We start from the raw sequence: 25,063 nt of genomic DNA on the forward strand, positions 1-25,063 counted from the left end.
CGCCTACCCTGAGGGGGTCAGCCGCCCACCGGAGTCCGAGAAGTCGGAGAAGCCGCACGTCATGAGCGAAACGCCCTACCCCTACGAAGCGCCCGCCTCGCAGGCGCTCTTCGACCGCGCCTCCGAGGTCACGCCGGGTGGCGTGAATTCGCCGGTGCGCGCCTTCCGCGCGGTCGGCGGCACGCCCCGGTTCATGGTCTCGGGCAGCGGGCCGTACCTGACCGACGCCGACGGGCGGGAGTACGTCGACCTGGTGTGCTCCTGGGGTCCGATGATCCTGGGTCACTCGCACCCCGAGGTCATCGCCGCCGTCCAGGAGGCGGTCGCGCGCGGCACCTCCTTCGGCACGCCGGGTGAGGGCGAGGTCGCGCTCGCCGAGGAGATCGTCGCCCGTGTCGAGCCGGTCGAGCAGGTCCGGCTGGTCAGCAGCGGCACCGAGGCGACCATGTCGGCGATCCGGCTGGCCCGGGGCTTCACCCGGCGGTCCAAGGTGATCAAGTTCGCCGGCTGCTACCACGGCCACGTCGACTCCCTGCTGGCCGCCGCGGGCTCGGGCCTCGCCACCTTCGCGCTCCCCGACACCCCCGGTGTCACCGGCGCGCAGGCGGGCGACACCATCGTGCTGCCGTACAACGACCTGGAGGCCGTGCAGGAGGCGTTCCACCGGCACCCCGGCGAGATCGCCTGCGTGATCACCGAGGCGTCGCCCGGCAACATGGGCGTGGTCCCGCCGGAGCCCGGTTTCAACCAGGGCCTGAAGGACGCCTGCGCCAAGAACGGCGCGCTGTACATCTCCGACGAGGTGATGACCGGCTTCCGCACGAGCCGCGCCGGCTGGTACGGCGTCGACGGCGTGAAGCCCGACCTGATGACCTTCGGCAAGGTGATGGGCGGCGGCTTCCCCGCGGCCGCGTTCGGCGGGCGCGCCGACGTCATGGCGCACCTCGCCCCGGCGGGCCCGGTCTACCAGGCGGGCACCCTCTCCGGTAACCCGGTCGCCACCGCCGCCGGTCTCGCCCAGCTCCGGCTGCTGGACGACGCGGCGTACGACAAGGTCGACGCGGTCTCCGCGCAGATCCAGGCGCTGGTCACCGAGGCGCTCACCAAGGAGGGCGTGGCGCACCGGCTGCAGCACGCCTCCAACATGTTCTCGGTGTTCTTCACCGACCGGCAGGTGCGCACCTACGAGGACGCCAAGCGGCAGGAGTCGTTCCGCTTCACCGCGTTCTTCCACTCGCTGCTGGCGAACGGCGTGTACCTGCCGCCGTCGTCCTTCGAGTCCTGGTTCGTGTCCACGGCCCACGACGAGCGGGCCATCCAGAAGATCGCCGACGCCCTCCCGGCGGCGGCCCGAGCCGCCGCGGAGGCGACCGCGTGACCACCCCCGAGAACCACACCGGTGAGAAGGACGTCACCGTCGTCCACCTGATGCGCCACGGCGAGGTGCACAACCCCGACGGCCTGCTGTACGGACGGCTGCCCGGCTACCACCTCTCCGAGCTGGGCCGGAAGATGGCCGAGCGGGTCGCCGAGCACCTGGCCCCGCGCGACATCACCCAGGTGATCGCCTCCCCGCTGGAGCGGGCGCAGGAGACGGCCACCCCGATCGCCAAGGCGCACGGGCTCGACCTCGGCACCGACGCCCGGCTGATCGAGGCCGACAACGTCTTCCAGGGCAAGACCTTCGGGGTCGGGGACGGCGCGCTGCGCAACCCGGACAACTGGAAGCACCTGGTCAACCCGTTCCGGCCGTCCTGGGGCGAGCCGTACGTCGACCAGGTGGTGCGGATGATGGGCGCGCTGAACGCGGCCAAGGACGCGGCGCGCGGGCACGAGGCGGTGCTGGTGAGCCATCAGCTCCCGATCTGGATCGTGCGCAGCTACGTCGAGCGCCGCCGGCTCTGGCACGACCCGCGCAAGCGGCAGTGCACCCTGGCCTCGCTGACGTCCTTCACCTACCTCGGTGACAAGATCGTGTCCGTCGGCTACAGCGAGCCCGCGATCGATCTGGTCCCGGCGCACCTGCGCGCGGGCGCCAAGCCGCAGAAGGGCGCCGAGGTACAGGGCAAGGCTTTCGGCGCCTGAACCGGCTGTTTGAGGAACCTCCCCGTTCGTCACATCATCTGACTGGATGAAAACCAGTGAGCGTGACGAATCGGGGAGCTTCATGCAGACCATCACCCGGCGGGGAATACTCGGCCTCGGCGCGGGCGCGGCGGCGGCCGGACTCGTCGGCTGCGGTACTTCCGGCTCCGTGGACGGCGGCAAGCACCCCGGCGGTTCCGGCAAGCCCTCGCCCAGCGGCAGCACCCCCGTCAAGGCCCGCCCCATCGGCGACGGCTCCACCGCCTTCACCGGCAAGCAGCCCCACCAGCCCGCGCGTCCCCAGCCGCTGGAGCCGGGTCAGACCCCGCCGCAGTTCGTGGTGTTCTCCTGGGACGGCGCCGGCGAGGTCGGCAACGGCCTCTTCCCGCGCTTCCTGGACCTGGCCAAGGAGCACGGCGCGAGCATGACCTTCTTCCTCTCCGGGCTGTATCTGCTGCCCGAGTCGAAGAAGCGCCTCTACAACCCGCCGAACAACCCGCGCGGCGCCTCCGACATCGGCTACCTCACCGACGAGCACGTCAAGGCCACGCTGACCAACGTGCGCCGGGCCTGGCTCGAGGGCCACGAGATCGGCACCCACTTCAACGGCCACTTCTGCGGCGGCTCCGGCTCGGTCGGCAACTGGACGCCTTCCCAGTGGCGCAGCGAGATCGACCAGGCGAAGAAGTTCGTCAAGGAGTGGCGCACCAACACCGGCTGGACCGACCTGCCCGCGCTGCCCTTCGACTACGACAAGGAACTCGTCGGCGGCCGCACCCCCTGCCTGCTCGGCCAGGACAACCTGCTGCCCACCGCCCGCGAGCTGGGCTGGCGCTACGACGCCTCCTCGCCCGGCGGCCGCCAGATGTGGCCGGTCAAGCGCAAGGGCGTCTGGGACCTCCCGCTCCAGCAGGTGCCGTTCCCCGGACACTCCTTCGAGGTGCTGTCCATGGACTACAACATGCTGGCCAACCAGTCGGTCAACTCGACCAAGGCCCCCTCCTACAACTACCCGGCCTGGCGCAAGCAGTCGGCGCGGGCGTACATCAGCGGCTTCCAGCGCGCGTACGAGACCAATCGGGCGCCGTTGTTCATCGGCAACCACTTCGAGGAGTGGAACGGCGGGATCTACATGGACTCCGTCGAGGAGGCGTTCAAGCACATCGCGCGCGAGAAGGAGAAGGGCGCCGACGTGCGGCTGGTCTCCTTCCGGCAGTTCACCGACTGGCTGGACGTGCAGCGGCCGGAGGTGCTGGAGAAGCTGCGCACCCTGGAGGTCGGGCAGAAGCCGGCCGGGGGCTGGAAGACGTTCCTGGCCGAGTCGCGGGGCACCAAGAGCGCCAGCCCCGACGCCGCGTGACGATACGTCCGTAATGTCCGGTGTAAATGCCCCCTGAAATGGACATTTCGGCCCGGTAGGGGGGCGGGCGAAACCGCCGGAACCGCCATGCGAAACTTTTCACATGAGTACCCGTAGCCGCGCCGCCCTGCTCGGTGCCGTGGCCGCCGCCGCGGCCCTGACCCTGTCCGCGTGCGGCAGCGGCGGGACCTCCGGCGGTGGCGGCGACACCAACTTCGTCACCGGCCACAACGGCGTCGACACCGCGAAGAAGAGCGAGCGCGCCAAAGCCCCCGCCCTGTCCGGGAAGACGATCGACGGCAAGACCCTCGACGTCGCCGCGTACAAGGGCAAGGTCGTCGTCCTCAACGTCTGGGGCTCCTGGTGCGGACCGTGCCGGGAGGAGGCCAAGTACTTCTCCAAGGTCTCCAAGGCGTACCAGGACAAGGGCGTGCAGTTCGTCGGGATCAACACCCGCGACACCAGCACCACCCCGGCCCTCGCCTTCGAGAAGGCCAACGGGATCACGTACCCGAGCCTGTACGACCCGACCGGCAAGCTGATGCTCCGCTTCCCCAAGGGCACGCTCAACCCGCAGCTCATCCCGTCCACGCTGATCCTGGACCGGGACGGGAAGGTCGCCGCGCGGGCGCTGGAGGCGCTCGACGACACGGCCCTGCTGAAGATGCTCAAGCCGGTCCTCGCGGAGAAGTGACGTGAGCGACCTGCTGACGCTCGCCGCCGTGACGAGCCGGAACGAGACCGTGCTCAACGGCGCCCTGCTGCTCGCCCTGCCCGTCGCGGTGCTGGGCGGTCTTGTCTCGTTCTTCTCACCCTGTGTGCTCCCGCTGGTCCCCGGCTACCTCTCCTACGTGACCGGCGTCACCGGCACCGACCTCGCCGACGCCCGGCGCGGCCGGATGACCGCCGGCGCCTCCCTCTTCGTACTCGGCTTCACCGTGGTGTTCGTCTCCGGCGGCGCCCTGTTCGGGTACTTCGGGCAGACGCTCCAGGGCTACAAGGACGTGCTCACCCATGTCCTCGGCGTCCTGATGATCCTGCTCGGCATCTTCTTCATGGGCCTGATGCCCTGGCTGACCCAGCGCGAGTTCCGCTTCCACAAGCGCCCCGCGACCGGACTGATCGGCGCGCCGCTGCTCGGCGCGCTCTTCGGGATCGGCTGGACGCCCTGCATCGGCCCGACCCTCGCCTCCGTCGTCGCCCTCTCCTCCCAGCAGGCGAGCGCGGGCCGGGGCGCGATACTGACCGTCGCGTACTGCCTCGGGCTCGGCGTGCCCTTCGTGCTCACCGCGATCGCCTTCCGCAAGGCGCTCGGCGCCTTCGGCTGGGTCAAACGCCACTATGTCTGGGTGATGCGCGCCGGCGGCACGATGATGATCGTGACCGGCGTGCTGCTGCTGACCGGTGCCTGGGACAGCCTGGTGCAGGAGATGCAGACCTGGTCCGACGGCTTCTCTGTGGGGATCTGAACGATGAGCGACACCGAAACCGAGCAGAGCCAGGACCAGGAGGGTCTCGGCGCGGCCGGGCAACAGCTCTCCACCGCGCCCCAGGAGGACACCGGTGTCCTGCCGGGCCTCGGCGTCATCGGCTGGGCCCGCTGGTTCTGGCGGCAGCTCACCTCCATGCGGGTCGCGCTGCTGCTGCTCCTGCTGCTCTCCCTCGGTGCGATCCCCGGCTCGCTGATCCCGCAGACCGGCGCGGACGCCAACAAGGTCGACGCGTTCCGGGCGGCCCACACCACGCTGGCGCCCGTCTACGACAAGCTCGGGCTGTTCCACGTGTACAGCTCGGTGTGGTTCTCCGCGATCTACATCCTGCTGTTCGTCTCTCTCATCGGCTGCATCGTCCCGCGCACCTGGCAGTTCATCGGCCAGCTCCGCGGCCGCCCGCCGGGCGCCCCCCGGCGCCTGGACCGGCTGCCCGCGTACACCACCTGGCGCACCACCGCCGACCCCGAGCAGGTACGCGCCGACGCGCTCGCCCTGCTGAAGAAGCGCCGCTTCCGCGCCCACCCGGCCGGTGACGCGGTCGCCGCCGAGAAGGGGTACCTGCGCGAGCTGGGCAACCTGGCCTTCCACATCGCGCTGATCGTGCTGCTGATCGCCTTCGCCTCCGGCCAGCTGTTCAAGTCCGACGGCACCAAGCTGGTGGTCGAGGGCGACGGCTTCTCCAACGCGCTGCCGATGTACGACGACTTCAAGTCCGGCAGCCTGTTCAGCAACGACGACCTCGTGCCGTTCAGCTTCGACCTGAAGGACTTCAAGGGCACCTACGAGCTGTCCGGCCCCAACCGCGGCACCCCGCGCACCTTCGAGGCGAAGATCGACTACAGCGTGGGCGCGGACGGGAAGTCCCGGCCCAGGACCGTCCAGGTCAACCAGCCGCTGAAGATCGACGACTCCAAGGTCTACCTGGTCAGCCACGGCTACGCGCCCGTCATCACCGTCCGCGACGGCAAGGGCAAGGTGGTCTACCAGGACGCCGTACCGCTGCTCCCGCTGGACGGCAACGTCACCTCGCAGGGCGTCGTCAAGGTGCTGGACGGCTACCACGACGCCAAGGGCGTCAAGGAGCAGCTCGGCATCCGGGCCTTCTTCCTGCCGACCTACGGCGGCGGCGCCGACGTCCTCTCCCAGTTCCCCGCGCTGCTCAACCCGGTGCTCAACCTGGAGCCGTACCACGGTGACCTGGGCGTCGACGCGATGCCGCAGAGCGTGTACCAGCTCGACAAGACACACATGAAGGGCTTCAAGGACGCCGACGGCAAGCAGCTGCGGGCCAACCTGAAGCCCGGCCAGACCATGAAGCTGCCCGGCGGTGCGGGCACCGTGACGTTCGGGAAGGACGTCAAGGAATGGGCCGGCTTCGAGATCGTCCAGGAGCCGGGCGGCGCCTGGGCGCTCAGCGGCGCCATCGCCGCGATCCTCGGCCTCGCCGGGTCCCTCTTCATCCAGCGCCGCCGGATCTGGGTGCGGGCCGTGCGCGGCGCCGACGGGGTCACGGTGGTCGAGATGGCCGGGCTCGGCCGCAGCGAGTCCGCCAAGGTCCCCGAGGAACTGGGCGACCTCGCCGGAACCCTCTACGAACGCGCGCCGGGCGCTCCCGACGCCCACCAAGACGCATCCCACGCCGTACCTGCCGAAGGGGCTGAGCAGTGACTCTCGCCGCCGCAACCGACCTCGCCGCCGCGACCAACGAGCATCTGGCGAGCATCAGCAACACGCTCATCTACTCCTCGATGGCCGTGTACACGCTGGCCTTCTTCGCCTACATCGCCGAGTGGCTGTTCGGCAGCCGCAGCAAGGTCGGCCGCACGGCCGCCGCGCTCACCGCCGACGCCGGCGCGGCCAAGAGCGCGCCCGCCGTCACCGTGAAGCAGGCGGGCGGCACCACCGTGCTGGAACGCCCGCAGGTCGTCGTGCGCTCCGCCGCCGGTGCCCGGGACGTGCCGGACGGCCCCGGCGCCCACGGCGGCGACGCCCAGGGCGACATGTACGGCCGGGTCGCGGTCTCCCTCACCGTGCTCGCCTTCCTGGTGGAGCTGGCCGGTGTGGTCGCCCGCGCGGCCTCCGTGCAGCGCGCCCCCTGGGGCAACATGTACGAGTTCAACCTGACCTTCTCCACCGTCGCGGTCGGCGTCTACCTGGGCCTGCTCGCGCTGAAGAAGAACGTCCGCTGGCTCGGCCTGTTCCTGATCACCACGGTCCTGCTGGACCTCGGCCTCGCCGTCACCGTGCTCTACACCGCCAGCGACCAGCTCGTCCCGGCGCTGCACTCGTACTGGCTGTACATCCACGTCTCCACCGCGATCTTCTGCGGCGCGGTGTTCTACGTGGGCGCGGTCGCCACGATCCTGTACCTCTTCAAGGACTCCTACGAGAACAAGCTGGAGAGCGGCGGCACCCCGGGCACCTTCGCCCGCTCGGTGCTGGAGCGGCTGCCCGCCTCGGCCTCGCTGGACAAGTTCGCCTACCGGGTCAACGCGGCCGTCTTCCCGCTGTGGACGTTCACGATCATCGCGGGCGCGATCTGGGCGGGCGACGCCTGGGGCCGGTACTGGAACTGGGACCCCAAGGAGACCTGGTCCTTCATCACCTGGGTCGCCTACGCCTGCTACCTGCACGCCCGCGCCACGGCCGGCTGGAAGGGCCGCAAGGCCGCCTACCTGGCGATGATCGCCTTCGGCTGCTGGCTGTTCAACTACTACGGCGTCAACATCTTCGTCACCGGCAAGCACTCGTACGCGGGCGTGTGAGCGCGAGGTCGTAGACACTGGTGGCATGCGCGGTTCCATCGACCCCATCGAACGCAGCATGAGCCAAACGCACGGCAACACGCACATCCGGCACTTCCTGGTGCGGCTGCCGAAGTCCACGGAGGAGGTCTGGCCCGCGGTGGCCGAGGCCGAGGGCCTGTCCGCCTGGTGCACCCCGGTCGACGTGCTCGAACCCCGCCTCGACGGCACGGTCGCGCTGCGCGACCTGGGCGCCGGGCGGGTCACCGCCTGGGACGTGGACCGGGTCGCGGAGTACACCGTCGAGCGCGGCGGCCGGCTCCGCTTCCACCTCGAACGCGACGGCGAACGGGGCAGCACCCTCCGCTTCACCCACGAGTACCAGGGCGAGGGCACCTCGGAGGCGGAGTGGCGCACCCGCTTCGAACGCCTGATCCGGTACTGGGACTCAGTCGAGCGGGGTGGTGAGCAGGTCCCGTAGCCGCTCCACGTACAGGCCCATGTTCTTCGCCGCCACGTCCGTGTCCGGGTGGCGGCTGGCCAGCCAGAGGCCGTCGTGGAGCCGGTTGACCCAGACGCAGACCTGGTCGCCGTAGGAGACCCGGAGCAGGGCGTGGGCGTTCTGGTCCGCCCAGCGGGCGGCGCCCGGGATGCCCCGGGTGTCGACGAAGGACACGATCGAGTACAGGTCCGGTGACGTGGGCCGGAAGTCCGCGCCGAGCAGGCTCAGCACCCGGGCCAGCGGCATCCGGGCCAGGGCGCGGTTGGCCTGGAGCTGCGCCCGGACCTCGCGCAGGGTGGCGGTCAGGTCGGGGGCGTTCTCCAGCGGCACCTCGATGGGGGCGCCGCCCACGAACCAGCCCACCGAGTCGCTCCACTGCGACTTCACCCGGGTGTGGAACGGCACCACCGTCCGGTACACCGACTGCTCGCCCAGCTCCTGCACGATCAGCGCGGTCGCCGCCAGCAGCCCGACCAGGCTGCCCCCGTACGGCCGGCAGTACGCCTCGAACGCGGCCGCCGCCTCCGCGTCCACCAGCGGCTCGCAGATCATCCGCTGCTGCGGCAGCCGCCCGCCCGGCTCCACGCCCAGCTCCACCGGGAAAGAGGGCAGTGTGCCGTCGCAGCGGCGGATGAACTCCCGCCAGCGGGCCACCGTCTCGTGCTCCCCGTCCAGCCGGTCCGCGTCCGCCCGCTCGATCTCGCAGAAGTCCACGTAACTGGCGGCCGGGGTCCGCACCACCGGCCCGCGCCCCTTGACGCCCGCCGTGTACAGCTCCTCGATCTCGGCCGGGATGCCGTGCAGCGAGTAGGCGTCCACATTGCTGTGGTCGAAGGCGAGGAAGACGGTGGCCGAGTCGTCCCGGACCACGGCCGCGTAGATCAGGTTGGGCCAGCGCAGCGCGTCCGCGACCGTGTCGAACCGGGACTGCAGATGCGCGGTCAGCGCGGCCGCGTCGGTGAACTCGCCCCCCGCCTCCCGGTGCAGGGTGACGTCCTCGGCGTCCAGGGTGAAGCGGCGCAGCTCCTTCCCGTCCTCGCCGGCCCAGCGGAAGCCGCTGCGCAGCGTCTCGTGCCGGACCGTCCAGGCCCGCAGGGACTCCTCGAGCACATCGAGGTCGACCGGTCCGGCGAGGTCGAAGGAGGTGCCGAGCCAGGTCGGCACGAACAGGCCGCCCTCCCGGACGTGCCGGGCCGTGCGGATGTGCGACTCCTGGATGTAGGCGGGCGGGCGGGAGTCCTCCGGCAGGCCGTGCGCCGTGGCGACGGTCGCCGGACTCAGCGTCCACTCGACGAGCCGCCCCGGCCGGACCTCGCAGCGCTGGATATCAGTGATTCGCACGCGTCTCCGATCGCAGAAGAGGACCCCGGTGTGGTGGGGCCCCGTCAAGGGAATGCCGTCGCATGCGCTCCAGACATGCCCGCGCGGGGCTTTTCAGCGGAACGGATGGCGGGCCGAACGCCTGACCGTGCGCCCCTCGCGCCCTTCAGAGCCCGATGTCCTCGTTCCACAGCCCGGGGTTCGCGGCCACGAACTCCCTCATCAGCGCCCCGCATGCGGGATCGTCCAGCAGCACGACCTCCACCCCGTGCGCGGCCAGCCACGCGTGTCCGCCGCTGAAGGTCCCCGCCTCCCCGACGACGACCCGCGAGATCCCGAACTGCCGCACCAGCCCCGAGCAGTACCAGCACGGCGAGAGGGTGGTCACCATGGTCGTCCCCCGGTACGACCGCCGCCGCCCCGCGTCCCGGAAGGCCGCCGTCTCGGCGTGCGTGGCGGGGTCCCCGTCCTGCACCCGCCGGTTGCGGCCCCGCCCGAGCAGTTCCCCGTCCGGCCCGTACAGCGCGGCCCCGATCGGGATGCCGCCCTCCGCCCGCCCGGCCCGCGCCTCCGCGACGGCGGTACGCAGCCAGTCCCGTGCCTGCTCAAGCTCCATGGGGGCCCTCACTCCGTGTCCGGCTCGTCCTTCTTCAGGGAGCGCAGGAAGTCGGGGTTGTCGTCGGGGGCCACCCAGGTCTGGGCGGGACCGGCCGGCCGGCGCACCTTCCCGGCGATCAGCCAGGCCAGCGGGCCGACGAGGACCTCGCCGAAGAGCAGCACGATGAACACCCAGGCCACCTTGGGCAGGTGACGGACCTCGTCCTCGGGGGTGTTCAGGCAGTCCACGAACGCGTAGATCCACAGGGCCAGGACCAGCAGGAACGGCAGATACCTGAGCATGGTCGCGCGAACTCCTCGACGGTGTGGACGGCCCCGGTGACCGGGCCAGCGTAGCCGGTGGCCGATACTGGGACACATGGCTTACGACGATCTTCGCTCCCTGCTGCGGGCGCTGGAGCGCGAGGGAGACCTCAAGCGCATCAAGGCCGAGGTGGACCCCTACCTGGAGGTCGGTGAGATCGTCGACCGGGTGCAGAAGGCCGGCGGACCGGCGCTGCTCTTCGAGAACGTCAAGGGCTCCGCGATGCCCCTGGCGATGAACGTCTTCGGCACCGACCGCCGCCTGCTCAAGGCGCTCGGACTGAAGTCGTACGCGGAGATCTCCGACAAGATCGGCGGGCTGCTGCGGCCCGAGCTGCCGCAGGGCTTCATCGGCGTCCGCGAGGCGTTCGGCAAGCTCGGCGCGATGGCGCACGTCCCGCCGAAGAAGGTCAAGGGCGACCACGCGCCCGTCCAGGAGGTCGTCCTCACCGGTGACGACGTGGACCTGGACATGCTCCCGGCCCTGTTCACCTGGCCCCAGGACGGCGGGTCCTTCTTCAACCTCGGGCTGACCCACACCAAGGACCCCGACACCGGTGTCCGCAACCTCGGTCTGTACCGGCTCCAGCGGCACGACAAGCGCACCATCGGCATGCACTGGCAGATCCACAAGGACAGCCGGAACCACTACGCGGTCGCCGCCCGCCGGGGCGAGCGGCTGCCGGTCGCCATCGCCTTCGGCTGCCCGCCCGCCGTCACCTACGCCTCCACCGCGCCGCTGCCCGGCGACATCGACGAGTACCTGTTCGCCGGGTTCATCGCGGGCAAGCGGATCGAGATGGTCGACTGCAAGACCGTTCCGCTCCAGGTGCCGGCCAACGCCGAGGTCGTCATCGAGGGCTGGCTGGAGCCGGGCGAGATGCTGCCCGAGGGGCCCTTCGGCGACCACACCGGGTTCTACACCCCGCAGGAGCCGTTCCCCGCGCTGAAGATCGACTGCGTGACAATGCGGAAGCGGCCGCTGCTCCAGTCCATCGTGGTCGGCCGGCCGCCCACCGAGGACGGGCCGCTCGGCCGGGCCACGGAGCGGTTCTTCCTGCCGCTGCTGAAGATCATCATCCCGGACATCGTGGACTACCACCTCCCCGAGGCGGGCGGCTTCCACAACTGCGCGATCGTCTCGATCGACAAGAAGTACCCGAAGCACGCGCAGAAGGTGATGTCCGCGATCTGGGGGGCGCACATGATGTCGCTCACCAAGCTGATCGTGGTCGTCGACTCCGACTGCGATGTGCACGACCTGCACGAGGTCGCCTGGCGGGCGCTGGGCAACACCGACTACGCCCGTGACCTGGTGGTCGCCGAGGGCCCGGTCGACCACCTCGACCACGCCTCCTACCAGCAGTTCTGGGGCGGCAAGGCGGGCATCGACGCGACGAAGAAGCTGCCCGAGGAGGGCTACACGAGGGACGGGGGCTGGCCGGAGATGGTCCTGTCCGACCCCGCCACGGCGGCGCTGGTGGACCGGCGCTGGAAGGAGTACGGGCTGTGAGTACCGCTGCCGCCGTCCCGCAGCCGGGGCGTACCAAGGCCTTTCTGCGTCTGGTGATGATCGAGCACTCGGTCTTCGCGCTGCCCTTCGCGTACATCGCCTCGCTCACCGCCATGTACCAGTGGGACAAGAACATCCACTGGGCGCGGCTGCTGCTGGTCACCGTCTGCATGGTGGGTCTGCGGACCTTCGCCATGGCGGTGAACCGGATCATCGACCGCGAGATCGACGCCCGCAACCCCCGCACCGCCCACCGCGAGCTGGTCACCGGCGCGATGTCGGTACGGCACGCGTGGACCGGCGCGCTGGTCGCGCTGGTGGTCTTCCTCGGCTCGGCCGCGCTGCTGAACCCGCTGTGCCTGGCGCTCGCGCCGGTCGCGGTGATCCCGATGGTGGTCTATCCGTACGGCAAGCGGTTCACCAACTTCCCGCAGGCCATCCTCGGTGTCGCGCAGGCGATGGGCCCGGTCGGCGGCTGGCTGGCGATCTCCGGTACCTGGTCCTGGGACGCGGTGATCCTCGGTCTCGCGGTCGGCATCTGGATCGGCGGCTTCGACCTGATCTACGCCTGTCAGGACGTGGAGACCGACCGCGAGGTCGGCGTGAAGTCGGTCCCGGCCCGCTTCGGCGTCCCGGCCGCGATCTGGGGCGCGCGGGCCTGCCACACGCTCACGATGGCCCTCTTCGTCTGGTACGCCGTGCTCACCCACGCGGGTCCGTTCTTCTGGCTGGGCCTGGTCATCGTCGCCTCCGCCTTCGTCTACGAACACCGCATCGTCCGCCCGCACGACCTGTCCCGCCTGAACCGGGCGTTCTTCCAGGTCAACGGGTTCATCGGGATCGCGCTGTTCGTGTGCGCGCTGCTCGATCTGCTCATCCGGGGGCTGACGGTCTGACCGGGGCACCCCCTGGGGCCCACCCGGCCTGAGCACCGTGCGTCACGCCGGTACTCTCAAGGTGTGAACGCAGGACAAACGCAGCGCGTGCCTTGGATCGTGGGGGTTTCCGGAGCTTCCGGGACGCCGTACGCGGCGGCGGTGCTGCGGGCGCTGCTGGACGCCGGGGAGGACGTCGACCTGGTGGTCAGCCGGGCCTCGCGGCTGACGCTGCTGGACGAGACGGGGATCTCGTTCCGGGACGCCCACTGGCGCGACGACCTCGGGGCGTGGCTGGCGCGCGGCGCCGACGGCAAGCCGGACAGCTTCGCGCCGGACCTCGGCCGGGTGCGGTACTGGAACGCGGGCGACCTCGCGGCGGGACCGTCCTCGGGGTCCTACCCGGTCAAGGGCATGCTGATCGTGCCGGCGTCGACCGCGTGCGTCGCGGGCGTGGCCCTCGGCCTGTCCAAGGACCTGCTCCAGCGGGCGGCGAGCGTGACGCTGAAGGAGCGCAGGCCGCTGGTGGTGGCGGTGCGCGAGACCCCGCTGAACGGGCAGACCCTGCGCCAGCTCGTCGCGCTGGACGAGGCCGGGGCGAGCGTGGTCCCCGCCTCGCCGGCCTTCTACGCGGGCGCCACCCACATCCAGGACCTGGTGGACTTCGTCGCCGGCCGGGTGCTGGACGCGGCGGGCGTGGAGCACGGCCTGTACCGGCGCTGGAAGGGCGAGCTGGGCGGCGGCCAGGACGAGCAGGGCGTGCGGGACCAGTAGGCGTGCAGGGCAAGTAGCGGTACCTCACCTCACTACGGCAAATTTCACACCGGAAGGCTTCGATCGCATGGACGCGGTGGACAGGCAGCTCATCCAGGCCCTGAGAGAGAACGGCCGGGCCTCGTACGCGGAGCTGGGGCGCCTCGTCGGCCTGTCGGGACCCAGCGTCACCGACCGCATCAACCGGCTGGAGGCGGCCGGGGTCATCACCGGTTACCGCGCCACGGTGGACGCGGCCTCGCTGGGCCTGGGCGTCACCGCGCTGATCGGCATCTCGCTGTCCGACGCCGCCGACCACGAGGACGTGGCCCGCAGGCTGAAGGACCTCACCGAGATCGAGGACTGCTGGTTCATCGCCGGCGACGACTCCTTCATGCTCAAGGTCCGCTCCTCCGACGTGGACGGTCTGGAGAAGACGATCCGCCGGCTGAGCGGCACCAAGGGCGTCTCCCGCACCCGCACCACCATCGTGCTCTCCACCAAGTGGGAGAACAGGGTCGGGGAGCTGCCCGAAGAGGTGTGACAGCGGGTCAGGGGGGCCGGGGGAGTACGGTTGGGCAGGTTGTCGTGGAAAGGTGTGGGTATGGACGTCGGACTCAAGCGCGAGCTGGAGGACAAGGTCCGCTCCGGTGAGCGGCTGACCCGTGAGGACGGCATCGCGCTCTACGAGTCGGACGACCTGGCGTGGCTCGGCGGCCTCGCCCATGAGGTGCGTACGCGGCTGAACGGCGACGTGGTCCACTTCAACGTCAACCGTCACCTCAACATGACCAACGTGTGCACGGCGTCCTGCGCCTACTGCTCGTTCCAGCGCAAGCCGGGCGAGAAGGACGCGTACACGATGCGCATCGAGGAGGCCGTGAAGCTGGCCACGGCGATGGAGTCGGAGAACCTCACCGAGCTGCACATCGTCAACGGCCTGCACCCCAACCTGCCGTGGCGCTACTACCCGCGCTCGCTGAGGGAACTGAAGGCCGCGCTGCCGAACGTCTCGCTGAAGGCGTTCACGGCCACCGAGATCCACCACTTCGAGACGATCTCCGGGCTGAGCGCGAGCGAGATCCTGGACGAACTGATCGACGCGGGGCTGGAGTCGCTGACCGGCGGCGGCGCCGAGATCTTCGACTGGGAGGTCCGCCAGCACATCGTGGACCACCGCACGCACTGGGAGGACTGGTCCCGTATCCACCGCCTGGCGCACGAGAAGGGTCTGAAGACCCCGTGCACCATGCTGTACGGGCACATCGAGGAGCCCCGGCACCGCGTGGACCACGTGCTGCGGCTGCGTGAACTCCAGGACGAGACCGGCGGTTTCCAGGTCTTCATCCCGCTGCGCTACCAGCACGACTTCGTGGACATGAAGGACGGCAAGGTCCGCAACCGCCTCCAGGCGCGCACCCAGATGGCGACCGGCGCCGAGGCGCTGAAGACGTTCGCCGTCTCCCGGCTGCTGTTCGACAACGTGCCGCACGTGAAGGTGTTCTGGGTGATGCACGGCGTGCAGACCGCCCAGCTCGCCCTCCAGCACGGCGCGGACGACATGGACGGCTCGGTCGTCGAGTACAAGATCACGCACGACGCGGACAACTACGGCACGCCGAACAAGCTGACCCGCGAGGACCTGCTCGACCTGATCCGCGACGCCGGCTTCCGCCCGGTGGAGCGGAACACCCGGTACGAGATCATCCGCGAGTACGAGGGTCCGGACCCGCTGCGCCGGGAGACCCCGCAGGCGATGCGCGTCTGACGTCTCTGACGGCGGGGGCGTTGGTTGAGCCGGGGTCGAGGTAAGGATTACCTTGGCCCCGTGCCTCTTACCTTCACCCTGGACCCCGCCGTCACCCCCGAGCTGCGCGACGGCCTGCTCGACCTGTGGGCGGACGTCACCAACGCGGGCGGCGCCGTCGGCTTCGTGGCGCCCGCCACCCGCGAGGACATACGCCCCGAGCTGGTCCGCTCGCTGGCCCGGCTCGCCCAGGGGCACAGCAGGCTGCTGGTCGGCCATGATGACGAAGGCCGGGTCGCGGCGACCGCGTTCCTCACCTTCAACACCCACCGGCTGACGGGCCACTGGCTCTGGCTCTACACGGTGATGGTCCACCCCAAACACCAGGGCCTCGGCCACGGCCGGGACCTGCTGGCGGCCGCCGCCGAGTCCGCGCGCGGGATCGACGGCATCGACGCGATACGGCTGGGCTGCCGGAGCGGACTGGGCCTGGAGCGCTTCTACACCTCCTGCGGCTACCGCGAGGTGGGCCGGGTGCCGGACGCCATCCGGGTCGCGCCGGACGAGTACCGCGACGACGTCACCATGCTGCTGACCCTGCGCTGAGCCCGCCCACCCCCTGCCAAGATCGGGTAGCGCACGTGCTTCACTGGACAGCGCACGCCTTTGGGGCCGAAACGACACGGAAGAGTGGATTGAGATGCTCCGCTACACGCTGATGCGCCTCGGCGTCTTCGCCGGCTGCCTCGTGGTCGCCTGGGGAGCCGTCTACTCCGGGATCTTCCCGCGCGGCTTCGGCGCCTCCAACCTCTTCTGGATCGTGCTGCTCGCCATGGTCCTCTCGGCCCCCATCAGCTGGGTGGTGCTGCGCAAGGAACGCGAGCGGGCCTCGGTCCAGGTGGCCGGCCGGGTGGAGCGGATGAAGGCCAACCTGGACGCCAACCGCAGCCAGGAGGACGCGGCCGAGGCGCACAGCCAGGCTTCCTGACTCCGGCCACGCTTCCTGACTCCGTCCGCGAAGCGGAACATCCCTCACGAAAACTCCGGGACTGCACACACCCGGCGCCGGACCACCGCCCGGTGTGCACAGGGTCACCACAGGTGCCTCGTACGATCGCCAGCCTGAACGGCGGCGCACCGGTGCGACGGACGGCCGCCCTGAACGCCCCGGTGCGCGGGGCGCGTATGTCATGCAGCAAGCAGTACACCGCTGCACGTCCCAGGAGCCGCCCGTGACCGCCCTGTACCCCAACGCCCCCGTCTCACCCGCCCCGCACGTCTCGGCCCTCGACTACGACGGCCGCCCGGTGCTGGTGGAACCGGAGATCCGGCGCCTGGACGGGGCCGTACGGGAAGTGGCGGTGCCCCCCTTCGCGCCGCCGGTCACGCACGGCTCGCTGGCCGACCTCCCCTTCGACAACGCCGAGGCAGCACCCGGCGCGGTCGTGCTCAGCCGGAAGAACGCCTCCGGCGAGTGGGAGGACGTGACGGCCGGCCAGTTCGCCGCCGAGGTGCTGGCGGTGGCGCGCGGGCTGGTCTCGGAGGGGCTGATGCCGGGCGAGCGGATCGCCGTCATGGCCCGCACCCGGTACGAGTGGACCCTGCTGGACTTCGCCGCCTGGGCGGCCGGCCTGGTCACCGTGCCCGTCTACCCGACCTCCTCGGTCTTCCAGACCCGCTGGATACTCCAGGACTCCGGCGCCGTCGCCCTGATCACCGAGACCACCGCGCAGGGCGCCGCCATCGCGCCCGAACTGTCCCAGCTCCCGGACCTGCGGCACGTGTGGGTCATCGACGAGGGCCATGTGGAGCTGCTCGCCGAGGCGGGCGCGGGCACACCGGACGGCGAGGTCGCCGTACGCCGGGGCATGCTGGGCCCGGACACGCTCGCCACCCTGATCTACACCTCCGGCACCACCGGCCGCCCCAAGGGCTGCGCCCTCTCGCACGGCAACTTCTTCGCCGAGGTCGACAACGCCATCGAACTCCTGCACCCGGTCTTCAAGGCGACAACCGGCGACGAGGCGTCGGTGCTGCTGTTCCTGCCGATGTCCCACGTCTTCGGCCGCATGGTCGCCATCGCCTGCGTCCGGGCCCGGGTACGGCTCGGCCACGCCCCCAGCCTCAAGCCCGAGCACCTGCTGCCGGACCTGGCCGCGTTCAGGCCGACCTGCCTGCTGACCATCCCGTACATGCTGGAGAAGGTGTACAACACCGCCCGCGCCAAGGCCGAGTCGAGCGGCAAGGCCGCCGCCTTCGACCGCGCCGCCGCCACCGCTGTGCGCTACGGCGAGGCGCTGGAGGCCCGCCAGACCGGCACCGGCAACGGTCCGGGCGCGGCGCTGAAGGCCGGCCGTTCGTTCTACGACCCGCTCGCCTACCGCAAGCTGCGCGCCGCCATGGGCGGCAAGGTCCGCTACGCCATCTGCGGCGGCTCCCCGCTCGGCCGCCGGCTGGCCGCCTTCTTCGCGGGCGCCGGCATCGAGATCTTCGAGGGGTACGGCCTCACCGAGTCCACCGCCGCCACCACGGTCACCCCGCCGCTGCGCCCCCGCCTCGGCACCGTCGGCTGGCCACTGCCCGGCACCCGGGTCCGGATCGCGGCCGACGGCGAGATCCTGATCTCCGGCGACCATGTGCTGCGCGGCTACTGGGACCAGCAGGCGGGCGGTGTCGTCCCCGCGACCCGCGACGGCTGGCTGGCCACCGGCGACCTGGGCGAGCTGGACGACGACGGCTACCTCACCATAACCGGCCGCAAGAAGGAACTGCTGATCACGGCGGGCGGCAAGTCGGTCGCCCCGGCCCCGCTGGAGAACTGGCTGCGCCAGCACCCCCTGATCTCCCACTGCCTCCTCGTCGGCGACGGCCGCCCCTACATCGGCGCCCTCATCACCCTGGACCCGGACGGCATCCACCACTGGCGCCAGATGAACGGCAAGCACCCGGTGCCGCCGGAACTCCTCGTCGACGACCCGGACTTGAACGCCGTGCTGTGGGCCGCGGTCGAGCAGGCCAACCAGCTGGTCTCCCGCCCCGAGTCCATCCGCCGCTTCACCGTCCTGCCCGGCGACTTCACCGAGCACACCGGCCACCTCACCCCGTCCATGAAGCTCCGCCGCGCCCGCATCCTCCGGGACCACGCGGACGCGGTGGAGGGGCTCTACTCGGGGTCGGGTCAGGTCACCGGGCCGTAGGGCCCGCTTGAGCCAGCAGGTACGCCTGCGGGACGGGTTCCGTGGGGCCGGGTGCGCGGACCGTACGGGACGTGACGGCGAACCCGGCCTCCTCCAGCAGCGCGGCCATGCGGTCCGGGTCGCGGCGCAGGAAGTCGAGGCAGACCGGGTGGCCCCAGGGCCGGTCGTGGCGCCGGGGCTCCGCACCTGCCTGGAAGGCGAGCAGCAGCTGCCCGCCCGGCGCCAGCACCCGGCGGAACTCGGCGAACAGCGCGGGGAGTTGTCCGTCCGGGGTGTGGATGCTGGAGTACCAGGACACGACACCGGCGAGCTGCCCGTCCGGGAGGTCCAGCTCCAGCATGGAGCCCTGTGCGAAGCGCAGCCCGGGGTTCTCGCGGCGGGCGACGGCCAGCATGGCGGGGGAGAGGTCGAGCCCGGACACGTCCAGCCCCTCGGCGGCGAGGAACCCGGTGACCCGGCCCGGCCCGCACCCCAGGTCGGCCACCTTCGCGCCCGCCCCCACCAGCTCCGCGAACACCCTCAGCAGAGCCCGGTCGAAGGGCTGCGCGAGATGCGCCTCCCGGAAATGATCGGAGTAGTCCTCGGCGATCGCGTCGTAGAACGTCCGGGTCGCGCCGAGGAAGTCGGGGGAGGCGGGGGAGTCCGTCATGGGGAGCGACCCCAGGGGGTCCGGGGAGTTCCGCGCGGCCGTTCGGGTGAGAACTCGGGGACCGGAATGGCGTCACCCCCGGCGATCAATGCGCGGCGGGCGGGACGCGGAATTCGCCCGGAATTCATGGGAACGTCACGGCGAAAAGGCAGGAGCCCCGTCGCCGGAAGGCGTGGGGCTCCTTGGGTACTGCACTCAGGTTCTGCGATCAGGCAGTGATCAGACGGGGGTGACGTTCTCCGCCTGCGGACCCTTCGGGCCCTGCGTCACGTCGAAGTTCACCTGCTGGTTCTCCTCGAGGGAGCGGAAGCCGGTGGCGTTGATCGCGGAGTAGTGAACGAAGACGTCGGGGCCGCCGCCCTCCTGGGCGATGAAGCCAAAGCCCTTTTCGGCGTTGAACCACTTAACGGTTCCGGTAGCCATAAGCCCTCCTTGGGCCCAAAAGGGTTGCCCTGCTCCAGAACCTGCAAGTGCGAACGGTGCTGCACGACTGCATTCATCTGAAAACGACGAGAGCCCGCGGTCACATGCTCCGCAGGCTCTGTACTGCAAGGGAAACCAAACTGCAACTTGCGGCGAGCCTAGCACGCGGCCACCGGAAAGCAATAGAGGTCAAGATCACGTCACCCGAATGTTTGAACCCTCTGCCGGAGGCACACACGACGGGCCGGTCGGGGCTACGTAACGCAAGGGGTCTAGTCTCGCGATGTGGACAATTCTCGCACCCGGCCGCGCGTCGGCCACATCCAGTTCCTCAACTGCCTGCCCCTCTACTGGGGGCTCGCGAGAACCGGCACGCTCCTCGACTTCGAGCTGACCAAGGACACCCCGGAGAAGCTCAGCGAGCAGCTCGTGCGCGGTGATCTCGACATCGGCCCCATCACCCTCGTGGAATTCCTGCGCAACGCCGGTGACCTGGTCGCTTTCCCCGACATCGCGGTGGGCTGCGACGGCCCGGTGATGTCCTGCGTGATCGTCTCGCAGGTGCCCCTCGACGAGCTGGACGGCGCGCGTGTCGCCCTCGGCTCGACCTCGCGGACCTCGGTCCGCCTCGCCCAGCTGCTGCTGGCCGACCGGTACGGGGTGCGGCCGGAGTACTACACCTGCCCGCCCGACCTGAGCCTGATGATGCAGGAGGCGGACGCCGCCGTCCTCATCGGTGACGCGGCCCTGCGCGCCAACCTGCTCGACGCGCCGCGCTACGGCCTCCAGGTGCACGACCTGGGCGCGCTGTGGAAGGAGTGGACGGGTCTGCCGTTCGTCTTCGCGGTGTGGGCCGCCCGGCGCGATTACGCCGAACGCGAGCCGGAGATCACCCGCAAGGTGCACGAGGCGTTCCTCGCCTCCCGCAACGTCTCCCTGGAGGAGGTCGGCAAGGTCGCCGAGCAGGCCGCCCGCTGGGAGGCGTTCGACGAGGCGACCCTGGAGCAGTACTTCACCACCCTCGACTTCTCCTTCGGGCCCCCGCAGCTGGCGGCGGTCGCGGAGTTCGCCCGCCGCGTCGGCCCCACGACCGGCTTCCCGGCCGACGTGAAGGTGGAACTGCTCGGGGCGTAATCACTACGCTGCGAGGGCGCGGCTTTACGGGGGAGCCCGCGGGGGAGGGGTCGCCATGCAGCCGCTCGGAGCGGACGAACCGGCCGCCGTCGGACCGTACCGGCTGCTGGGCCGGCTCGGCTCCGGGGGCATGGGCCGCGTCTACCTGGGCCGCAGCGCGGGCGGCCGGACCGTCGCCGTGAAGATCGTCCACCCGCAGTACGCGCTGGACGAGGAGTTCCGGGCGCGTTTCCGCCGCGAGGTGGCGGCCGCGCGCCGGGTGGGCGGCGCCTGGACCGCGCCCGTGCTGGACGCCGACCCGGACGCCCCGGTCCCCTGGGCCGCCACGGCGTACGCGGCCGGTCCCTCCCTCGCCCAGGCCGTCACCGCCCACGGCCCGCTGCCCGACCGCACCGTGCGGGCGCTGGGCGCGGGCCTCGCCGAGGCGCTGGCCACCGTGCACGCGCTGGACCTCGTCCACCGGGACGTGAAGCCGTCCAACGTGCTGCTCACCCTGGACGGCCCGCTGCTGATCGACTTCGGCATCGCCCGCGCCACCACCTCCGCCGCCTCCCTCACCGCGACCGGCGCCTCGGTCGGCTCCCCCGGCTACATGGCCCCCGAGCAGATCCTCGGCGGCCGCGTCACCGGTGCGGCGGACGTCTTCTCCCTGGGCGCGGTCCTCGCCTACGCGGCGACCGGAACCCCGCCCTTCCCCGGCGACTCCTCGGCCGCCCTGCTGTACAAGGTGGTCCACGAGGAGCCGGAACTCGGCTCGCTGGACGGCGAGTTGCGCGAGATCGCCGCCGACTGCCTGGCCAAGGACCCCGCCCGGCGCCCCGCCCCCGCCGACCTCGCCCGCCGCCTCGCCCCGCAGGGCGCCGCCGCCCTGATCACCGGCGGCTGGCTTCCGGGCCTCCTGGTCGAGCAGGTCAGCAGGAGCGCGGTCCGGATCCTCAACCTGGAGGCGTCCGCCGACGCGCCCTCCGGCCCGCTGGACTTCAGCAGCCCGGCGGTGCCGGGGCAGTTCGGCCCGGCCCCGGTGATGACCCCGGCCCCCGTGATGACCCCGGCCCCGGAGACCGCGCCCGGCAAGGTGAGCGTCAGCCTGGCGGCGACCTCGGCACCGGGGGAGCGGGGGCGCGGGCGCCGGGTGAGCTGCACGGTGGCCCTCGCGGTGGCGGGCGTGCTGGCGGCGGTCTCCCTGGGCGTGACGACCTGGCTGCGCCCCGACGGAGGTGGCGGCAACGACACGGCGGGCGGCGCCCCGACCCACTCCGCCCCGGCCGACCGGGCCGGCGCGATCCCGGCCCGCTACCTGGGCACCTGGGAGGGCAAGGCCACCGCCCTGGACGGCGCGCTCCCCATGGGCACCTTCCGCGTCATCGTCCACCAGGCCACGGCGGGCAAGGAACTGGGCAGGCTCCGCCAGACGGACCAACTGGGCGGAATCTGCGAGGACATCCTCACCCTGAAGCAGGTGGACTCCACCCGCCTGTTGGCCACCTCCACCGGAGCCAAGTCCAACCACAAGGGCTGCGACCCCGCCCCGCACGAGATCCGCCTGACCCCCACCGGAGACGACCTCACCTACACCTCCACCGCGGCGGCGGAGGGCAACCCCGAGGCCCGCCTGTCCAAGGTGACCCCCGATGAATGACGTCCTCCCCGTGGCGCTGGCCGCCCTGTGGGGCGCCCTGACCGGCGCCCTGCTCCCGAGAGCCGCGTACCGCTTCACGACCCCGCAGGGCACCCCTTGGCGCACGGCCTGCGAGGCGGACCACGTACTGCCCGGCTGGCTGGGCACGACACCGTGCCCGAGGTGCCCGCGCGAGAGAGCGGCCGCCCTCCCCCTCTGGACGGCCACGATCTGCGCCCTCCTGGCCCTGGCGACGGGCCCCCGCCCGGAACTGGCGGCCTGGCTGACCCTGACCCCGGTGGCAACCCTCCTGACCACGGTTGACCTCCGCGTACACCGCCTCCCGGACCCCCTGACCCTCCCCCTCACCCCGGCCGTCCTGCTGCTCCTGGCCCTGGCGGCACAGCTCCCGGACCACACCGGCACCTACCGCACCGCCCTCTACGGAGCCCTGGCCCTGGCCGCCGCCTACCTCGCCCTCCACCTCCTCAACCCCTCCGGCATGGGCTTCGGAGACGTGAAACTGGCCCCGGCCCTGGGCGCGGCACTCGGCTGGTACGGCTGGCCGACCCTGCTGCTCGGCACCTTCGCCACCTTCGCCTCCGGCGCGGTCTACGGCCTGATCCTCGTCATCTCCGGCCGCGCGAACCGCAAGTCCGCGATCCCCTTCGGCCCGTTCCTCCTGACGGGCACGCTGCTGGGCGTACTGGCAGGCGCGTACACCTCCTGACCGAGCCCCCCTCACGGCCTGAAGTCGGGTGATCCAGGACGCTGGCGTAGGCTGACTGCGTCCGTCCACAACCCTTGACGAAAGGGACGCCCGGTGACCGAGAAGGCCGAACTCGCTTCTTTGGATGTCGCAGCCGTGCTGGACCGAGCCGCAGCGGGCGGACGCATCACGCCCGAGGAAGCGCTCGTCCTCTACCGCGACGCCCCCCTGCACGCGCTCGGCGCGGCCGCCGACGCCGTGCGCCGCCGCAAGTACGCGGGCACCGAGCACATCGCCACGTACATCATCGAGCGCAACATCAACTACACGAACGTGTGCGTCACGGCGTGCAAGTTCTGCGCCTTCTACGCGGCCCCGAAGGACACCAAGAAGGGCTGGAGCCGCGACTTGGACGACATCCTGCGCCGCTGCGCGGAGACGGTCGAACTGGGCGGCACCCAGATCATGTTCCAGGGCGGCCACCACCCGGACTACGGCGTCGAGTACTACGAGTCGCACTTCAAGGCGATCAAGGACGCGTTCCCCCAGCTGGTCATCCACTCCCTCGGCGCGTCCGAGGTCGAGCACATGGCCAGGATCTCCAAGGTCTCGGTGGAAGAGGCGATCACCCGCATCCACCAGGCGGGCCTGGACTCCTTCGCCGGCGCCGGCGCCGAGCTGCTCCCGGCCCGCCCCCGCAAGGCGATCGCCCCGCTGAAGGAGAGCGGCGAGCGCTGGCTGGAGATCATGGAGACGGCGCACAACCTGGGCGTGGAGTCGACGTCCACGATGCTGATGGGCACGGGCGAGACGAACGCCGAGCGCATCGAGCACCTGCGCATGATCCGGGACGTGCAGGACCGTACGGGCGGCTTCCGGGCCTTCATCCCGTACACCTACCAGCCCGAGAACAACCACCTGAAGGGCCGCACGCAGGCGACGCTCTTCGAGTACCTGCGCATGATCGCGATCGCCCGCCTGTTCATGGACAACGTCCAGCACATCCAGGGCTCGTGGCTGACCACGGGCAAGGAGGTGGGCCAGCTCTCGCTGCACTACGGCGCGGACGACCTGGGCTCGATCATGCTGGAGGAGAACGTGGTCTCCTCGGCCGGCGCCAAGCACCGCAGCAACCGCCTGGAGATCATCGACCTGATCCGCAAGGCGGGCCGCACCCCGGCGCAGCGCGCGACGACGTACGAGCACCTGGTGGTCCACGACGACCCGGCGAACGACCCGGTCGACGACAGGGTCGTCTCCCACATCTCCTCGACGGCCATCGAGGGCGGCACGGCACACCCCGAACTGAAGCTGATCGCCTCCAACTAGCCCCAAAGTGCTGACACTTCATGTAGCCGAGAACTCCCCGGAGACAGCGGTACTGGTCGACGGGGCAACGGTGGCAGCCGTGGCCCCCTACGAAAGGCTGACCGCAGCCGCCCCCCAGGCCAGGGTCCGCCGCTGGCCCGGCATCCTCCTGCCGGGCCTGCTGAACCCGTACGCCCCGGAACTCCTGGAGTCGACCTACCACCCGGACCCGCGAGAAGCGGACGCACTGGGCACGGAGCCGATCACCGGCGAGCGGGCGGCGGAGATCTTCCGCAAGACCCCGGCGGCCCTGGGCGCGAGCGCCCGCAGGGGCGTACAACGCATGCTGGCGCACGGCACGGTGGCAGTGGCCGGAGAGTTCCGCTCAAGGGCGGTGGCGGACGTAGTACGCAGAGCAGGCTTGGCAGTAGGCCAACGCCCACCCCGTCTCCCGGGCCCCCCGTCCCTCTCCCCCCGCCCTTTGATCCTCCTGCCACCACTGGCGTCTTCAGGGGCAGCACGCTTTGCGGTGTTCGATGTCGCGTCCCGCGACGAGCTGGTGAAGCGGGGCGCAAGCACCTGCGTGGCGACGGTGATCGAGGGCCGCATGGTCTACCGCGCCCGCTGACCGAGACGGCGGTACACCCGGCGACGGCGCGGCCCCGCCCCCAAGACGCAGCGCACCCGTACCCGGCCGAACTCGACCGGCCTG

At 70.9% G+C, this 25,063-nt stretch carries 26 protein-coding genes; 21 read left to right on the top strand and 5 right to left on the bottom strand.

Going from position 1 to position 25,063, the window contains the following annotated elements:
* Positions 1 to 61 precede the first annotated feature (61 nt).
* The 8 genes from hemL to D0Z67_RS16660 all read left to right on the top strand — a co-directional run bounded on the left by hemL (position 62) and on the right by D0Z67_RS16660 (position 8,163).
* Entirely contained in the window at positions 62 to 1,378 is a 1,317-nt protein-coding gene (hemL, locus tag D0Z67_RS16625) for a glutamate-1-semialdehyde 2,1-aminomutase (RefSeq protein WP_031183167.1), read from the top strand.
* Positions 1,379 to 1,428: 50 nt separating this feature from the next.
* Complete coding sequence (locus D0Z67_RS16630) at positions 1,429 to 2,085, top strand: histidine phosphatase family protein (RefSeq protein ID WP_051888035.1); 657 nt, start codon at positions 1,429 to 1,431, stop codon at positions 2,083 to 2,085.
* Between the two features lie 82 nt (positions 2,086 to 2,167).
* On the top strand, positions 2,168 to 3,445 hold the full coding sequence (locus tag D0Z67_RS16635; RefSeq protein ID WP_031183165.1) for a polysaccharide deacetylase family protein: 1,278 nt from the start codon (positions 2,168 to 2,170) through the stop codon (positions 3,443 to 3,445).
* Positions 3,446 to 3,548: 103 nt separating this feature from the next.
* Positions 3,549 to 4,139: a TlpA family protein disulfide reductase gene (locus D0Z67_RS16640; RefSeq protein WP_199812231.1), complete on the top strand. Its 591-nt coding sequence runs from the start codon at positions 3,549 to 3,551 to the stop codon at positions 4,137 to 4,139.
* A gap of 1 nt (position 4,140) precedes the next feature.
* Complete coding sequence (locus tag D0Z67_RS16645; protein WP_031183163.1) at positions 4,141 to 4,914, top strand: cytochrome c biogenesis CcdA family protein; 774 nt, start codon at positions 4,141 to 4,143, stop codon at positions 4,912 to 4,914.
* A gap of 3 nt (positions 4,915 to 4,917) precedes the next feature.
* Positions 4,918 to 6,606: a cytochrome c biogenesis protein ResB gene (resB, locus tag D0Z67_RS16650; protein ID WP_031183162.1), complete on the top strand. Its 1,689-nt coding sequence runs from the start codon at positions 4,918 to 4,920 to the stop codon at positions 6,604 to 6,606.
* Positions 6,603 to 7,703 carry a c-type cytochrome biogenesis protein CcsB gene (ccsB, locus tag D0Z67_RS16655; protein WP_031183161.1) on the top strand — a complete coding sequence of 367 codons (1,101 nt, stop codon included), beginning with the start codon at positions 6,603 to 6,605 and terminating at the stop codon, positions 7,701 to 7,703. Before resB ends, ccsB begins: the two co-directional genes overlap by 4 nt.
* A gap of 25 nt (positions 7,704 to 7,728) precedes the next feature.
* On the top strand, positions 7,729 to 8,163 hold the full coding sequence (locus D0Z67_RS16660) for an SRPBCC family protein (RefSeq protein ID WP_031183160.1): 435 nt from the start codon (positions 7,729 to 7,731) through the stop codon (positions 8,161 to 8,163).
* Here D0Z67_RS16660 and D0Z67_RS16665 read toward each other — a convergent pair.
* The 3 genes from D0Z67_RS16665 to D0Z67_RS16675 all read right to left on the bottom strand — a co-directional run bounded on the left by D0Z67_RS16665 (position 8,131) and on the right by D0Z67_RS16675 (position 10,404).
* Positions 8,131 to 9,525: a condensation domain-containing protein gene (locus D0Z67_RS16665; protein WP_031183159.1), complete on the bottom strand. Its 1,395-nt coding sequence runs from the start codon at positions 9,523 to 9,525 to the stop codon at positions 8,131 to 8,133. The genes D0Z67_RS16660 and D0Z67_RS16665 overlap by 33 nt on opposite strands.
* 145 nt (positions 9,526 to 9,670) lie before the next feature.
* On the bottom strand, positions 9,671 to 10,120 hold the full coding sequence (locus D0Z67_RS16670) for a nucleoside deaminase (protein ID WP_031183158.1): 450 nt from the start codon (positions 10,118 to 10,120) through the stop codon (positions 9,671 to 9,673).
* Between the two features lie 8 nt (positions 10,121 to 10,128).
* Positions 10,129 to 10,404 (bottom strand): PLD nuclease N-terminal domain-containing protein, encoded by a 276-nt coding sequence (locus tag D0Z67_RS16675; RefSeq protein ID WP_031183157.1) that lies wholly within the window; start codon positions 10,402 to 10,404, stop codon positions 10,129 to 10,131.
* 76 nt (positions 10,405 to 10,480) lie between these two features.
* Here D0Z67_RS16675 and D0Z67_RS16680 point away from each other — a divergent pair, with 76 nt between their 5' ends.
* The 8 genes from D0Z67_RS16680 (at position 10,481) to D0Z67_RS16715 (ending at position 18,510) form a co-directional block, all read left to right on the top strand.
* On the top strand, positions 10,481 to 11,938 hold the full coding sequence (locus D0Z67_RS16680; RefSeq protein ID WP_031183156.1) for a menaquinone biosynthesis decarboxylase: 1,458 nt from the start codon (positions 10,481 to 10,483) through the stop codon (positions 11,936 to 11,938).
* Positions 11,935 to 12,834 (top strand): menaquinone biosynthesis prenyltransferase MqnP, encoded by a 900-nt coding sequence (mqnP, locus tag D0Z67_RS16685; RefSeq protein ID WP_031183155.1) that lies wholly within the window; start codon positions 11,935 to 11,937, stop codon positions 12,832 to 12,834. Before D0Z67_RS16680 ends, mqnP begins: the two co-directional genes overlap by 4 nt.
* Positions 12,835 to 12,921: 87 nt before the next feature.
* Entirely contained in the window at positions 12,922 to 13,587 is a 666-nt protein-coding gene (locus D0Z67_RS16690) for a UbiX family flavin prenyltransferase (protein WP_031183154.1), read from the top strand.
* Positions 13,588 to 13,654: 67 nt separating this feature from the next.
* On the top strand, positions 13,655 to 14,110 hold the full coding sequence (locus D0Z67_RS16695; RefSeq protein WP_018543802.1) for an Lrp/AsnC family transcriptional regulator: 456 nt from the start codon (positions 13,655 to 13,657) through the stop codon (positions 14,108 to 14,110).
* A gap of 60 nt (positions 14,111 to 14,170) precedes the next feature.
* Positions 14,171 to 15,334, top strand: coding sequence for an aminofutalosine synthase MqnE (mqnE, locus tag D0Z67_RS16700; RefSeq protein ID WP_031183153.1), 1,164 nt, complete (start codon positions 14,171 to 14,173; stop codon positions 15,332 to 15,334).
* 60 nt (positions 15,335 to 15,394) lie between these two features.
* Positions 15,395 to 15,919, top strand: a complete 525-nt coding sequence (locus D0Z67_RS16705) for a GNAT family N-acetyltransferase (protein WP_031183152.1) — start codon at positions 15,395 to 15,397, stop codon at positions 15,917 to 15,919.
* Positions 15,920 to 16,013: 94 nt separating this feature from the next.
* Positions 16,014 to 16,301 carry a DUF4229 domain-containing protein gene (locus tag D0Z67_RS16710; protein WP_031183151.1) on the top strand — a complete coding sequence of 96 codons (288 nt, stop codon included), beginning with the start codon at positions 16,014 to 16,016 and terminating at the stop codon, positions 16,299 to 16,301.
* Positions 16,302 to 16,545: 244 nt separating this feature from the next.
* Positions 16,546 to 18,510 (top strand): AMP-dependent synthetase/ligase, encoded by a 1,965-nt coding sequence (locus D0Z67_RS16715; RefSeq protein WP_031183150.1) that lies wholly within the window; start codon positions 16,546 to 16,548, stop codon positions 18,508 to 18,510.
* On the opposite strand, the gene D0Z67_RS16720 is transcribed toward D0Z67_RS16715, so the two are convergent.
* Together D0Z67_RS16720 and D0Z67_RS16725 are read right to left on the bottom strand one after the other, a co-directional pair.
* Complete coding sequence (locus tag D0Z67_RS16720) at positions 18,497 to 19,159, bottom strand: class I SAM-dependent methyltransferase (RefSeq protein WP_031183149.1); 663 nt, start codon at positions 19,157 to 19,159, stop codon at positions 18,497 to 18,499. The two genes, D0Z67_RS16715 and D0Z67_RS16720, sit on opposite strands and share 14 nt — an antisense overlap.
* Positions 19,160 to 19,378: 219 nt before the next feature.
* Positions 19,379 to 19,582 carry a cold-shock protein gene (locus D0Z67_RS16725; RefSeq protein WP_030813734.1) on the bottom strand — a complete coding sequence of 68 codons (204 nt, stop codon included), beginning with the start codon at positions 19,580 to 19,582 and terminating at the stop codon, positions 19,379 to 19,381.
* A gap of 285 nt (positions 19,583 to 19,867) precedes the next feature.
* Here D0Z67_RS16725 and D0Z67_RS16730 point away from each other — a divergent pair, with 285 nt between their 5' ends.
* The 5 genes from D0Z67_RS16730 (at position 19,868) to D0Z67_RS16750 (ending at position 24,979) form a co-directional block, all read left to right on the top strand.
* A complete protein-coding gene (locus D0Z67_RS16730; RefSeq protein WP_031183148.1) occupies positions 19,868 to 20,716 on the top strand; it encodes a menaquinone biosynthetic enzyme MqnA/MqnD family protein in 849 nt (282 codons plus the stop codon).
* 55 nt (positions 20,717 to 20,771) lie between these two features.
* Positions 20,772 to 22,355, top strand: a complete 1,584-nt coding sequence (locus D0Z67_RS16735) for a serine/threonine-protein kinase (RefSeq protein ID WP_031183147.1) — start codon at positions 20,772 to 20,774, stop codon at positions 22,353 to 22,355.
* Positions 22,348 to 23,064, top strand: coding sequence for a prepilin peptidase (locus D0Z67_RS16740; RefSeq protein WP_031183146.1), 717 nt, complete (start codon positions 22,348 to 22,350; stop codon positions 23,062 to 23,064). The genes D0Z67_RS16735 and D0Z67_RS16740 overlap by 8 nt, the downstream gene beginning before the upstream one ends.
* Positions 23,065 to 23,157: 93 nt before the next feature.
* Positions 23,158 to 24,372 carry a cyclic dehypoxanthinyl futalosine synthase gene (gene mqnC / locus D0Z67_RS16745; protein ID WP_031183145.1) on the top strand — a complete coding sequence of 405 codons (1,215 nt, stop codon included), beginning with the start codon at positions 23,158 to 23,160 and terminating at the stop codon, positions 24,370 to 24,372.
* Positions 24,373 to 24,379: 7 nt separating this feature from the next.
* Complete coding sequence (locus D0Z67_RS16750; RefSeq protein WP_031183144.1) at positions 24,380 to 24,979, top strand: hypothetical protein; 600 nt, start codon at positions 24,380 to 24,382, stop codon at positions 24,977 to 24,979.
* The last annotated feature ends 84 nt before the right edge of the window (positions 24,980 to 25,063 follow it).

It is taken from the genome of Streptomyces seoulensis, assembly GCF_004328625.1.
Classification (GTDB): Bacteria; Actinomycetota; Actinomycetes; order Streptomycetales; family Streptomycetaceae; genus Streptomyces; species Streptomyces seoulensis.